9 protein-coding genes and 1 pseudogene are annotated in these 13,538 nt (G+C 66.1%); 4 read left to right on the forward strand and 6 right to left on the reverse strand.

Annotated features, from left to right (window positions below):
- Positions 1-447, reverse strand: a pseudogene (locus AC628_RS24210) (MFS transporter); the annotation flags it as partial.
- Between the two features lie 192 nt (positions 448-639).
- Positions 640-825 carry a hypothetical protein gene (locus tag AC628_RS43120; RefSeq protein ID WP_143201770.1) on the reverse strand — a complete coding sequence of 62 codons (186 nt, stop codon included), beginning with the start codon at positions 823-825 and terminating at the stop codon, positions 640-642.
- Positions 826-1,054: 229 nt separating this feature from the next.
- Here AC628_RS43120 and AC628_RS24215 point away from each other — a divergent pair, with 229 nt between their 5' ends.
- Entirely contained in the window at positions 1,055-2,131 is a 1,077-nt protein-coding gene (locus tag AC628_RS24215) for a lysylphosphatidylglycerol synthase transmembrane domain-containing protein (RefSeq protein ID WP_074129233.1), read from the forward strand.
- A 116-nt stretch (positions 2,132-2,247) separates the two neighbouring features.
- Positions 2,248-4,206 carry an SGNH/GDSL hydrolase family protein gene (locus AC628_RS24220; protein ID WP_074129234.1) on the forward strand — a complete coding sequence of 653 codons (1,959 nt, stop codon included), beginning with the start codon at positions 2,248-2,250 and terminating at the stop codon, positions 4,204-4,206.
- Positions 4,207-4,260: 54 nt separating this feature from the next.
- On the opposite strand, the gene AC628_RS24225 is transcribed toward AC628_RS24220, so the two are convergent.
- The gene (locus AC628_RS24225; RefSeq protein WP_074129243.1) at positions 4,261-4,830 is read right to left on the reverse strand and encodes a DUF2147 domain-containing protein; all 570 of its coding nucleotides are present in this window, start codon (positions 4,828-4,830) and stop codon (positions 4,261-4,263) included.
- A 127-nt stretch (positions 4,831-4,957) separates the two neighbouring features.
- Positions 4,958-5,986, reverse strand: coding sequence for an NAD(P)/FAD-dependent oxidoreductase (locus AC628_RS24230; protein WP_074129236.1), 1,029 nt, complete (start codon positions 5,984-5,986; stop codon positions 4,958-4,960).
- A gap of 163 nt (positions 5,987-6,149) precedes the next feature.
- On the opposite strand from AC628_RS24230, the gene AC628_RS24235 reads away from it, so the two are divergent.
- Entirely contained in the window at positions 6,150-6,611 is a 462-nt protein-coding gene (locus tag AC628_RS24235; protein ID WP_074129238.1) for an acyl-CoA thioesterase, read from the forward strand.
- Between the two features lie 6 nt (positions 6,612-6,617).
- Here the strand turns inward: AC628_RS24235 and AC628_RS24240 are convergent, their stop codons facing one another.
- On the reverse strand, positions 6,618-6,938 hold the full coding sequence (locus tag AC628_RS24240; RefSeq protein ID WP_018272592.1) for a 2Fe-2S iron-sulfur cluster-binding protein: 321 nt from the start codon (positions 6,936-6,938) through the stop codon (positions 6,618-6,620).
- Between the two features lie 163 nt (positions 6,939-7,101).
- Positions 7,102-7,479, reverse strand: a complete 378-nt coding sequence (locus tag AC628_RS24245) for an Hpt domain-containing protein (protein ID WP_074129239.1) — start codon at positions 7,477-7,479, stop codon at positions 7,102-7,104.
- 379 nt (positions 7,480-7,858) lie between these two features.
- On the opposite strand from AC628_RS24245, the gene AC628_RS24250 reads away from it, so the two are divergent.
- Positions 7,859-13,538, forward strand: a 5,680-nt coding sequence (locus tag AC628_RS24250; protein WP_074129241.1) for an apolipoprotein A-IV repeat region-like domain-containing protein, incomplete at its 3' end; no start/stop codon positions are given.

Here is a 13,538-nt window from a genome sequence, read left to right on the forward strand (position 1 = left end):
TCTCGTCGGCATAGGCGTGGCGGAGCAGCGCGAGCGAGTTCGGCACCAGGAKGCCGCGGCCAGTCCCTGCACGCAGCGCGCGGCGATCAGCGTCACGGCATCAGGCGCGACGGCGCAGGCGACCGACGCCGCGGTGAAGATCGCAAAGCCGGCCATGAAAATGCGCTTGGCGCCGATCCGGTCGCCCAGCGCGCCCGCGGTCAGGATGAAGGCGGCGAACGCGATGGTGTAGGCGCTGACCACCCATTGCAGCTCGGCCACACCACCGCCCAGCGAAGCGCCGATCGCGTTGAGCGCCGTGTTGACGATAGTGACGTCGAGCTGCACGACGCCGTAACCGAGGCTCATGGCTGCGAGCGTCAACGTCGCCGCAAGCCCGGCCGATCGCCGATGCGACGCCGCGCGCTGGTCCGGCACGCGCCGGAGGTTCAGGGATGTCCGTTTCATGGTCTTGACCTCGCTCTGCGCAACCAATGCGAGAGATAGGTCTTCGTTTCTCAATGATACTTCGTCATCGATCGAAGTGTGGCATTGCGATGGCGGCCGGGGCCATGCGGCCACGGCAATGTTGCGCGGCGTTTTGCCTCAATAGACCTACGGACCGGCCTCCGGGCGCCTCATTCCGGCCCCAACCGCGGTTCACAGCCCGATCACGCAGATGCGCGCATCGACTTCACACTTTGGTAAACGCCGCAGCCGGACCCGACCTCCCCCATGCCGATGCATATCGTCTATTCGCTTCGCTCCCATGGTCCCCGCAACGGCGGCAAAATCGCCAAAAATGCCGACGAAATCGCCATGAATGGCCGAACGACGGCGGAACACGCTGCGGTCCCGGCGCGGTGCGCGACATGGCCGCGACTCACATTCCGCAGAGCGAGAACATATGTAGCCAGTATGACAACAACGCTGGACAGGAGCCTAAGGTTGGCTTGTCAAGGGCTGCACAACGCATCGGTTTTGCCTTATGGGTCATCGCGTACGGTGCGTTTGCCCGTCACCCGTCGCCGTCCGTGACCGGGTCCCACTGAAATTGTCCCTGCCGGGAGGATGAATGCTTCGGCTGCTGACCACGCTCGGGCGTGGCTTCAAGGAAAAGATCGGCTGGAAACGGCTCGGGATCGCTGCGAGCGTGCTCATCATCGTGTTCGCGATCACGACGCTGGTCCACACCCTGAAGGGCGTCGATACCGGCATCATCCTCACCGCGCTGACTAACATCGCGCCGCACCGGATCGCGCTGGCGGCGCTCTGCGTGGTCGGAGCGTTCTGCACGCTGACCTTCTATGACTTCTTCGCGCTGCGCACGATCGGCAAGAACCACGTCCCTTACCGCATCGCAGCGCTATCGAGCTTCACCAGCTACACGATCGGCCACAATATCGGCGCCACCGTCTTTACCGGCGGCGCGATCCGCTTCCGGATTTATTCCGATTACGGCCTCTCCGCGATCGACGTCGCCAAGATCTGCTTTCTCTCGGGCCTGACCTTCTGGCTCGGCAATCTGTTCGTGCTCGGCTTCGGCATGGCCTGGCACCCCGCGGCGGCATCGGCGATGGACCTGCTGCCGCCGGCGATGAACCGGCTGATCGCGCTCGGCTGCCTTACCGGCATCGGCGCCTATTTCGTCTGGCTGCTGACCGGCGAGAAGCGCCGCGAGCTCGGCCAGAACGGCTGGAAGGTGGTGCTGCCCTCGGCCAAGCTGACGCTGTTGCAGATCATCATCGGCGTGGTCGATCTCGGCTTCTGCGCGCTCGCGATGTATCTGTTGATGCCGACCGAACCGCATATCGACTTCGTCTCGCTTGCGGTGGTGTTCATCCTGGCGACGCTGCTCGGCTTTGCGAGCCATGCCCCCGGCTCGATCGGCGTGTTCGACGCCGCGATGCTGGTGGCGCTGCCGGAGTTCAGCAAGGAGCAGTTGCTGGCGACGCTGGTCGTGTTCCGGATCCTCTATTTCCTGATCCCGTTCGGTATCTCGATCTCGATCATGGGCATGCGCGAGCTGTGGCTCAACGTGGTGCGGCCATGGCAAGAACGAAAAAGATTAAGCCAAGCCTGCACGGCTTCGGCGACCGTGCGGCAACCGATCGAAAGCCGGCAGCAGCAGATCAGGCGGCTGCGACGGTAACAGCGACGTTATCAGCAACGCTATCAGCCCCTGGCCCGGGTTTGTTCGATCCCGGGTTTTTGATCCCTGCAGCCGCTTCTCTTATTTTCGCCGTACCACTCGCGTCAAACCGCGCCATGATTGGCTCTTTGGTTCGATTTTCGTTTCGTGTGACGATCTGCAGCGTGCTGCTCGGCAGCGCGCTTGCGGCGGTATTGGCCTCAGCCGCGGAGGCGCAGGATACCCAGCTTTCGATCTCCTGGGAGGTCCGCAACCGCTTCCGCCTGTTCCGCGAGGAACGCGATTTCCGCCTGCATGTCGAAAGCGGGCTCGGCCGCAGCGTGCTGGCCTCCGAACAGGCGCTGGAACTGCAAAGCGACGGCCGCGGCTGGGCCCGCAATACGGTCAACCGGCTCTGCATCGACCTGCAGGGCCGCGTCAGCGAGCCCTGCACCCGCGACAACGTCAAGGAAAGCTATCTGACGCCGATCGATCACCCGATCGTCGTGCGGCTCACCGGCCCGGTTCCGGTCGGTGCGACCTGCGCCTGGTCGTTCGATGACGGCGACGGGCCGCAATCCCAGACCTTCGATTGCGCCGAGCCGGTCAATCTGCGCGTCCGCTACGGCCGCACCACGGTCGCAACCGTCGACGTCGCCAGCGGCTCGGACGCCAACCAGCGCGTGACGACGCAGATCGCGGTGCGCGACCTCTTGATCGCCGGCCTCGGCGACAGCATCGCGTCGGGCGAAGGCAATCCCGATCGCGCAATCGCACTCTCCGACGATGGATTCTGTTTCCGCTCCTATCTCGGCGGAGCGCAATATTACCGGCCGAGCCGCGCCGGCTTCAAAGGCGGCCGCGCCTGCGAAGCGCCGGACACCCTGGCGAACTGGCAGCGCCACAGCGCGCTGTGGCTCAACTCGGCCTGTCATCGCTCGCTGTACAGCTACCAGACCCGCACCGCGCTTGCGCTCGCCGTGCAGTATCCGCACATCGCAGTGACCTATCTGCCGCTGGCCTGCACCGGCGCCACCATCGCCGACGGGCTGCTCGGCTCGCAGCAGGCGCGCGAATGTCTGCCGACCAAAACCGCGAGCAGCTGCTCGGGCACCGTCAACGGACAGATCGCCGAGCTGCGCACGGCACTGGCAGCCGCCAAGCGCCGGCAGCCCGACCGCGCGCTCGATCTCGTGCTGCTGTCGATCGGCGCCAACGACATCTACTTCTCCGGCCTCGTCGCCAACGTGATCGTCGACACGCCGACCGAACGCACGCTGTTCAGCCAGGGCGGCTCGATGGCCAGCGTCGACGATGCCCGTTCGGCACTGGCGCGCGACCTGCCGGCCGATTTCGCCAAGCTGCGCGATGCGCTGAAGCCGCTGGTCGGCGGCGACCTCTCGCACGTGATCTACACGGCCTATGCCAATCCGGCGCTGGCCAATGGCGGCGCGCCCTGCCCCGGCGGCCGCGCCGGTTTCGAGATCCATCCTTCGTTCAACGCCGATCCGAAGCGGCTCGCCTCGGTCTCGAGCTTCGTGCAGAACGAGTTCCTGCCGCAGCTCAAGGCGATCGCGCAGTGCCAGTCCGGCATCATCTGCCGCAATCCGCAGGCCGACCGCATGACCTTCGTCGATGCGCATCAGGACGCGTTTGCAAGCCACGGCTTCTGCGCACGCGCATCGACCGATCCGGAGTTCGACCGCGACTGCTTCGCCGCCAACGGCGACAGCTTCGTCTCCGACATCGTCGCCGCCGCGAGCCAGCCGCTGAAATGCGGCCGCAGCGCCGGCGAATACCGCGCCTATCTGCCGCGCGCGCGCTGGATCCGCGACGCCAATGACAGCTATTTCGCGGCGATGACCTACCCGCAGGGCCTGCCGTCCTCGATGCAGCCAACCGACATCCACGACGCGACATGGGGCATCCTGTCGGCGGTGTATGGCGGCGCGGTGCATCCCAGCGCCGAAGGTCATGCGGCGATGGCCGATGCGGCGGTGCCCGCGGCCGCCACCGTGCTGCAATTGAACACCACGGTGCCCGAGGTGCTTTCCGAGCCGGTGGCGCCATTGCCGACGGCACCGGAGCAGCGCTGAACGCTCGCGCCCTGCGAACGCGAACGTAATCCTGGATCGGAGCGTGAAACGTCCTTAGTGCCGCTTCGTCGCGGGCACGGGCGCCGGCGGCGGCTTCACCGCTGCGGCCTGCGCCGGCAGATATTTGGCGACGATCGCGGGATCGAGCTGCGCCATCGCGGTGTCGGGCAGCCGGGTCCAGACCTCGTCCTTGCCGAACAGCGAGATGCCGAGATAGCCGCGCATGGTCAGCGTCTGCCCGTCGGCGCTCAGCGTCATCTTGGCCTTGTAGACCTTGCCATTGCGCGGATCGAGCACATTGCCGCCTTCATAGGCGAGCCCGTTGCGCTTCATGTCGCGGATCAGCGGAATGCCGAGCCACGGCATGTCCTTGCGATCGTCGGTGCATTTCGAGCAGACCGGATTGGGCGGATCACCGGGCGCTGCAAACATCCTTGCGATCATGCCTTCGTACAGGCCGTTGCGCTCGATCACCAGGAACCAGCCCTCGGGCTTGCCGTCCTCGATCTTCTGCCAGAGGCCGGCCGCCGACAGCTCGGCCGCGGACGCCGCAGGCGGAGCAGCTAGCGCAAAGGCCGCGGCGAGCGCCAAGATCAGCCGAAGTCTGGATCGCGTGTTCCGCATCATCATCACCTGATCAATCGACAAACTCGACTACGCGCAGACTACGGCCATTTGACGGGGCGTTCCAGTACCCGTGCCGCGCGGGAAATGGCCCATGCCGCTGGCATTCGTCGCTGCCGGAGCGGAATCAGTTCACGCCAAGCTTCTTCTGCAGACTTGATGACGAGGTTGTGTACTGGAACACCAGCCGCTTGTCCGGATACACGTAGCGGTGCGCCTTCTGCGCCATCAGCGCGCCCTCGTGGAAGCCGGATAGAATGAGCTTGAGCTTGCCCGGATAGGTGTTGATGTCGCCGATCGCGAAGATGCCTGAAACGTTCGTCTCGAACGCGGCGGTGTCGACCGGCACCAGATTGTTCTCGAGCGCAACGCCCCAGTTCGCGACCGGACCGAGCTTCATGGTGAGCCCGAAGAACGGCAGCATCGTATCGCAGGCGATCGTCGACATCGCATTGTCGTTGCCCTTCAAGGCGGCGCCCGAGAGTTGACCGCCAGCGCCTTCGAGCCCCGTGACCTGGCCGATCTTGAGATCCATCTTGCCGTCGGCAACCAGCGAGCGCATCTGCTCGACGCTGTGCGGCGCCGCGCGGAAATCATCGCGCCGGTGCAGCAGCGTGATGCGCTTGGCGATCGGATGCAGATTGAGCGTCCAGTCGAGCGCGGAGTCGCCACCGCCGACGATCAGGATGTTCTTGTCGCGGAACTGCTCCATCTTGCGTACGGCATAGAACACCGAGGTGCCTTCATAGGCCTCGATGCCCGGCACCGGCGGACGCTTCGGCTGGAACGAACCACCGCCCGCGGAGATCACCACCACCTTGGCTTCGAACTCCTTGCCGGCATCGGTCTTCACGCGGAACAAGGGATCGCCGATCTTCTCGATGCTCTCCACCATCTCGTTGAGATGGAAGGTCGGGTTGAACGGCTTGATCTGCTCCAGCAGCTGATCGGTGAGCCCCTGGCCGGTGACGAAGGGAATGCCCGGAATGTCGTAGATCGGCTTCTCGGGATAAAGCTCGGCGCACTGCCCGCCGATTTTGTCGAGGATGTCGACCAGATGCACCTTCATGTCGAGCAGGCCAAGTTCGAACACGGCGAACAGTCCGCAGGGGCCCGCGCCAATAATCAGCACATCGGTCTTGATCGCTTCGCTCATGTCCGCTTCTTTTCAGTTGAGGTCGACTGGACGGCTTTTCGCCTCTCCAGCCAAGTGGGCCGGATCGTGACATGCATAATAGGGACAGCGGCTGGCGCGGCAACCCCTTGCCGAGCCTTCGTAACTCGGCTGTATGGACAGAAACTGACGGAGATCAATTCTCGTGAACGCCCCTGTCCGCGTGGATGACACGCCACGCCTGGAAGATTTCCCCTATCGGCTGTCCGACAATGTGCGGTTTGCCGATCTCGACCCGAATGGCCACGTCAACAACGCCGTCTATGCGAGCTATTTTGAAACCGGCCGCGTCACGCTGGTGAAGGACCTCAGCATGGGGCTGATGCCGGCCGGGCTCGGCTGGATCATGGTGCGTCTCGACATCCATTTCCGCGCCGAGTTGCACTGGCCGGGCCAGATCGAGCTCGGGCTCGGTCTTGTGAAGTTCGGACGGACATCGACCACCTTTGATCAGGTGGTGTTTTCGCAAGGGAGATGCGTGGCGTCGGCGAAGGCGGTCACCGTGATGATCGATGAGGCCACGCGCAGGCCGACGCCGCTGCCGGCGGAGGTCAGGGAGAACTTCCGCCGCTGGGTCCGTCGCGGCGTCAATCCGGACGGCGAGTAACGGACCTCAGGCCTGCCGTTCCGGCGTCGACACGACCAGCCCGTCGAGATCGTCGGTCACCTTGATCTGGCAGGACAGCCGCGAATTCGGGCGCACGTCGAAGCCGAAATCCAGCATGTCCTCTTCCATCGGCGACGGCGCGCCGACCTTCTCGCGCCACGCTTCATCGACATAGACATGGCAGGTTGCACAGGCGCAGGCGCCGCCGCATTCGGCTTCAATGCCGGGAATGGCGTTGCGGATCGCGCCTTCCATCACCGTCGCGCCGTTCTCGATCTCAACTGTGCGTTTCTCGCCGCTATGGTCGATAAAGTGGATTTTGGCCATGATTGCTCGTGCTGCCGGAATGCGCCGGACGATGGATGGAAAGGTCCCGGGCAGTCGTATAACGGGTCGATCCGCACAGCGCCAGCGCGGAGACCGAAAACCTGCCGGCCGGCCCCGGGGCGGCATCCCGGCCGCTGCGGTAGGCCCCGGAGATTGGGGAGGCCTAGGACCGGCCCAGAATCAGCTCGATCGCGGTGCGCGCCTCGGCAATCGCGGCCCCGAGCGCTGCAAGGGGCTGGGCCGGATCGAAGCCGCCGACCAGCGCGGTTTCCAGGTTGGCGGCCGCCTCGGCGACGCCGAAGGCGCCGATCGCCCGCGCCGATCCCTTCAGGGTGTGGGCATGGGTCGGTGCGTCGGGCGGCAGGGCAGCGAGCTCGCCAAGGATCCGGGCCGACTGGGTCGAGAACATCGCCAGCACTTCCCGCTCCAGGGCAGGATCGCCCAGCGTCATGCGCCGGAGGTGATCGACGTCGATCGGCCCGTCGCCAGGCGCGAGCGGCGGCGATTGGGTCCATTCAACCCGTTCGAGATGAAGCGGCATGGCCAGTCCCTGTCGTTTCCACCGGGCCTTCACCGGCGGACCGTCGGCGAGCCAATCACGAAACTGGTTAACGAATTGTTGTCGGGATGATCGGCAAAACCGCCCGATTCTGGACAATTTCCGGACACAATCGACCCTCTGCGCCGGGAATTTCGAGTACCCATAAGGCCTTATGGCGCAAAGCTGTTAACGATGATTAAGAAAGTATTAATCGCAAGCATTTCATTCGCATCACTCTCCCCATAGGATGTTTGCGGATGTAGCGGACAAGCCGCCGAGGGGGCGCTTGCGCTCCGCTTGTGGGCACCGGCTTCGAGCTTGCGTGGGGACGATCGCAGGCTCGCCGACGCGTAAAATAGTGAGAGGGCTCAGACTGAACATGGCGAACACTCCCAAGAAGGTCAAAGATCCCACCGAAGTCGCGCTTTCTGCCATCCAGGAAGCCCTCAACATCAGCGAACAGAGCGCGGAGAACCGCAGCTCCCTCAACGAAGGCGCGGCGCCGCCCAGCCTGCCGCCGTCGGCCGCGGATTTTTCCGCCACCTCGTTCGATCAGCGTCCGAATACCGACCGTTCGGCCTTCGAGCCGATCGAAGAACCGCGTGCCCCTCGCCGCGCCGCCAATGATGATCGCGAGACTATTGGCCAGATGCTGCAGACGCTGCAGGGAGGGCGCGCCCGCAACGCCTTCACGCTGTTCTTCGTCTGCTCCGGCGCATGGCTGCTCGGCGGCGTGATCCTCACCATCGCGTTCTGGCCCGCACTGCAGGCGTCGATGGCCCAGGGCACCGGCGTGCTGGTGCTCGCCGGCCTCGCCGCGCTGTTCGCCGTTCCGATTCTGCTGTTCTACTATCTCGCCAGCCTCGCCTCGCACGGCCAGCGCATGCAGATGATCGCGCAATCGATGGCGCAGGTCGCAATGCGATTCTCCGAGCCGGAAAACGCCGCCGCCGATTCCATGGTGACGGTCGGCCAGGCGATCCGCCGCGAAGTCGCGGCGATGGGCGACGGCGTCGAACGCGCGATCGCGCGCGCCGGCGAACTCGAGACCCTCGTCGCCAACGAGGTCGCGGCGCTCGAGCGCGCCTATTCCGACAATGAAGTGCGCATCCGCGCGCTGCTGCAGGACATCGCTCACCAGCGCGACAATCTGGTCGGCCAGGCCGAGCAGGTGCGCAGCGCGATCTCCGGCGTGCAGATCGACCTGCGCCACGACATCGCGCTAATCTCCGACGCGATCGCCTCGCGCGTCGACGAGGTCGCCAAGAGCATCACCGGCGCGCTGGAAGAGCGCGGCCAGCACATCACGACCGCGCTGAGCCATGCCGGCGACAACATGATCCTCGCGCTCGGCGAGCGCGGCGGCGACCTGCTCGACCGCCTCGAGGAAGCCAGCGCCGAGACCACGCGCGCGGTGATGGACGCCTCCGAGCGGCTCACCACCAGCCTCAACTTCAAGACCGGCCACGTCCATGACGAGTTCGTCGATCTGGCCGACCGCGTCCACGAGATGCTGAACGAGCGCATCGACCGCATCACCGGCGAGTTCGAGCAGCGTTCGTCTGCCATCGTCGACGGCATCTCCGACCGCACCGAGGAGGTCCACGACTCCCTGAAGAACTCCGCGGACTCGCTGCTGCTCGAGCTCGAGCTGCGCAGCAACGACCTCGTCAGCAAGATCGACGACGCCGGCAACCGCCTCGCCGGCCAGATCATGACGTCCGGCGACCGCGCGAGCGAGGCGCTCGACGTCACCGTCAATTCGCTGGTCGCCAAGGTGGTGGGCCAGACCGAGACCGCGCACGACTCGCTGTCGCTGCAGATGAGCGCGTTCGACGACCTGGTGAAGAACCACGGCAGCGAGCTCGCCGAGAAATTCGCCCGCGACTCCGGCACGCTCGGCGCGCTGATCACCCGCCACATCTCGGAATTCGACCGTACCGTGAAAACCTTCGGCGGCGACATCGTCGAGCGCATGGGCCAGCGGACCCAGGATATCGCCGACAGCCTGAAGACCTATGTCGACACCTTCGACAATCGCGTCACCACCAATGGCGGCGAGATCACCGCTTCGCTCGACCAGCGCCTGCTGCAGTTCGAGACCACCCTCGGCAGCCGCGTCACCAATCTCGACGCCTCGCTGACCGACAAGCTGTCGTCGTTCGACAGTTCGCTTGCCACCAGGATCGGCTCGTTCGACGGCCGCCTGCAGTCGCTGGACGATGCGATCGACGGCCGCATGAAGACGATCGAGGTCACCTTCGAGAGCCGCGCCAAGTCGGTCACCGACACTATCGACGGCCATCTCGGCACGCTCGCGACGCAGCTGACCGAAGGCGCCACCCAGGCGATCCACTCGATCGACTCGCGCCTCGGCCTGCTCACCACGACCCTGACCGAGGGCACCGTGCAGGCGATCGCCGCGGTCGATCACCGTATCAACGGCGTCGCCGAGACCATCGACGGCCACAGCATCCGCCTTGTCGACACCATCAACAGCCACAGCACCCGCCTCGCCGACACCATCAACGGCCACAACACCCGCCTCGTCGAGACCATCAGCGGCCATAGCTCGAACCTGACCGACACCATCTCGGCGCGCTTCGCCGACATCCAGCAGGGCATCGAGAGCCGCGTCGGCGTCATCGCCGGCGACATCGACACCCGCGTCGCGCAGTTCGAAGACCTGCTCGGCTCGCGCGTCGAGGCCGTCGCCGGCCGCATCGAGAGCAGCGGCCGCCAGGCCAGCGAGGACCTGATGTCCCGCGCCGAGCTGCTGTCGTCGAGCATCAAGTCGCATGTCGAGGACGCCGAGCGCTCGCTGACCAACCTCGTGGTCAACACCAGCGAAACCATCCAGACCGGCGCGCGCACCGCGCAGCAGGCGCTGCTCACCGTGTCCGCCGATGTCGGCAACCAGCTCAAGATGAGCTCGGCCGAGGTCGAGGGCGTGCTGACCGCCGTCGGCACCAGCGCCGCCAACTCGATCCTCACCAGTGCCCGCGATGCGCAGGTCTCGCTGGTGTCCGCCTCCGGCGACGTCGCCTCGCAGATCAAGGCGCTGTCCGAGGACGTCGAACGCACCCTGCAGGCGGCCGGCAGCGCCACCGCAGCCTCCGTGCTGTCGGGCGCCCGCGACGCGCAGACCACGCTGGTCAGCGCCTCGATCGAAGCCGCAAGTCAGGTCAAGTCGCTGGCCGCCGATGTCGAGGCATCGTTGTCGATGTCCGGCTCTGCTGCCGCCGAAGCGATCATGACCGGTGCGCGCGAGGCCCAGACCACGCTGATCTCGACCTCGACCGACGTTACGGGACAGGTGAAGTCGCTCGCCAGCGACGTCGAGCGCTCGCTGTCGATGGCCGGTTCCGCAACCGCGGAAGCCGTCGTCGCCTCCGCCCGCGAGGCCCAGAGCACGCTAGCCGGCGCTTCCACCGAAGCCGCCAACCTCGTCCGCTCGCTCGCGGCCGACATGCAGCACTCGCTCTCGACCGCCGGCACCGCCACCGCGGAATCCATCGTCGCCTCCGCCCGCGAGGCCCAGAGCACGCTGGCCGGTGCGTCGACCGACGCCACCAATCTGGTCAAGACACTGTCGGCCGACATCGAGCGCTCGCTGTCGATGGCCGGTACCGCGACCGCGGAAGCCGTCGTCGCCTCCGCCCGCGAGGCGCAGAGCACGCTGGCCGGTGCATCCACCGAGGCCGCCAATTTGGTCAAGACACTGTCGGCCGACATTGAGCGTTCGCTGTCGATGGCCGGCTCCGCCACCGCGGAAGCCGTCGTCGCCTCCGCCCGCGAGGCCCAGAGCACGCTGGCCGGTGCGTCCACCGAGGCCGCCGATCTGGTCCGTACCCTCGCGGCCGACATGGAACGCTCGCTATCGATGGCCGGCTCGGCCACCGCGGAATCGATCACGTCGGGTGCGCGTGAAGCGCAGAGCACGCTGGTCAATGCGTCGACCGACGCTGCGACCAAGGTGTCGGCACTTGCCGCCGACATCCAGCGCGCGCTGTCGATGGCCGGTTCCGGCACCGTCGAGGTGCTGACGGCCGGCGCCCGCGAGGCGCAGAACGCCCTCGTCACCGCGTCGACGGATGCAGCCAACCACGTCAAGTCGCTGGCTGCCGATATCGAGCGCACCCTGACGTCGGTCGGCACCAACACCGCCCAGTCGATCCTCGGCAGTGCCCGCGATGCCCAGAACTCGTTCGTCGCAACGTCCAGCGAGGCCGCAACCCAGATCCGCGCGATCTCGGTCGAGATCGAGCGCTCGCTGACCACGGCCAGCGCGGAGACCGCGCAGACCATCCTGGGCAGCGCCCGCGAAGCCCAGAGCTCGTTTGCGGCGACCTCCGCCGATGCCGCCGCGCAGATCCGCACACTCTCGACCGATATCGAGCGCGCGCTGGGTTCGGTCACGGCCAAGACAACCGACAACATCCAGACCTCTGCGCAGAACGCACAGGCCGCACTGATCACCATGTCCAACGAGGTCTCGACCAAGGTCAAGACGACGTCCGCCGACATCGAGCGTTCGGTGCTGTCCGCCACCAGCGCGTTCGGCTCGGCGATGACCGGCAAGACCGACGAGATCGTCACCTATGTGCAGCAGCAGGCCGAGCGTCTGTCGCAGATGGTCGACGGCCGCCGCGGCTCGCTGGTCGAGGCGCTGACCGCCAAGACCACGCAGCTGTCGGCCGACATGGATCGCGCCACGGCAGACGCGCTGAAGGCGATCGAAACCCGCGGCCTCGCCTTCTCGCAGTCGATGGCGGCGCATGGCGGCGATGTCGCGCGCAACATCACCTCGGCCGGCGATCAGGCGACCGGCGCGGTGGCGAAGTCGCTCAAGGAGCTCGAGCACGCCTCGCGCGCGGCAATCGACCAGTCGCGCCAGGTCTCGATCTCGGCGGTCACCGAGATGCAGGAGACCAGCAAGATCCTGCGCACCGATACGGTGGCGCTGTTCGAGCGGCTGCGCGAGGGCAACATCCTGCTGCAGGAAGTGCTGACCGGCGCCCACGACAACCTTAACTCGCTGGAGCGCGCGCTGGTGACCCGCGTGGCCGACTTCGTGTCCGCCATGAACGACGTCACCTCGCGCAACGGCGTGGCGACCCAGACGCTGGAAGACCAGCTCACGGTGTTCAACAGCAAGACCGGCAAGGCGCTGGAAGATCTCGGCGCGCTGTCGAGCCAGTTCGAGACCCATGGCAAGGCGCTGATCGAGGCGGCTGCCGTGGTCGAGCAGGCCAACCGCTCGACGACGGCGTCCGTCAGCGAGCGCAAGGAGGCGCTGGAAGCGCTGGTCACGACCATCGACCTGCGCACCACCGATCTCGACCAGCGGCTGTCGCGCTTCACCGGGCTGCTCGATGAATCGCTCGGGGCGGCCGAGGAACGCGCCCGCGACATCGCCCGCGTGGTGGCGGAGACCGCAGGCGCCGGTTCGGCTGCGATCAGCAGGCAGTTCGAGGCGGTGCGCCAGGCGGCCGAGAACGAGCGTCAGCAGACCGTCGACGCGATGAACGAGCTCTACCAGCAGAGCAACGCCGAGACCGATGCGATGTTCAAGGAATCGACGGAGAAGTTCTCCGCGATGGTCACGGCGATGAAGCAGATGGCAAGCGAGATGCACAGCGAGCTCGAGGCCACCCGCAACGAGCTGCGCCGCGGCGTGCTCGAGATGCCGCAGGAGGCCGCCGAAAACACCGCGCAGATGCGCAAGGTGATCGTCGACCAGATCGAGGCGCTGGCCGAGCTGAACCGCATTGTCGCTCATCACGGCCGCGGGCTCGACGTGGTCTCGAGCAACCGCGCCAGCGTCCGCCACGAGGAGCCGGTGATGGCTGCTGCCGCCGGCCGTGCCGACGTGCGGATGCGGGACAGCGTGCGAGACAATGGCAACAGCGCTTCGACGCTGCCGCCGCCCGATCTCGGCATGGCGAGCTCGCGCCGCACCGAGGCCCCGTCGGTCAGCCCGGCAGGCCCCAACAACAACGGCGACGGCTGGCTGTCCGACCTGCTCAACCGCAGCGACGCGCCGCCGCCCGCCCCGC

The organism is Bradyrhizobium sp. NAS96.2, from assembly GCF_001908235.1.
GTDB lineage: Bacteria > Pseudomonadota > Alphaproteobacteria > Rhizobiales > Xanthobacteraceae > Bradyrhizobium.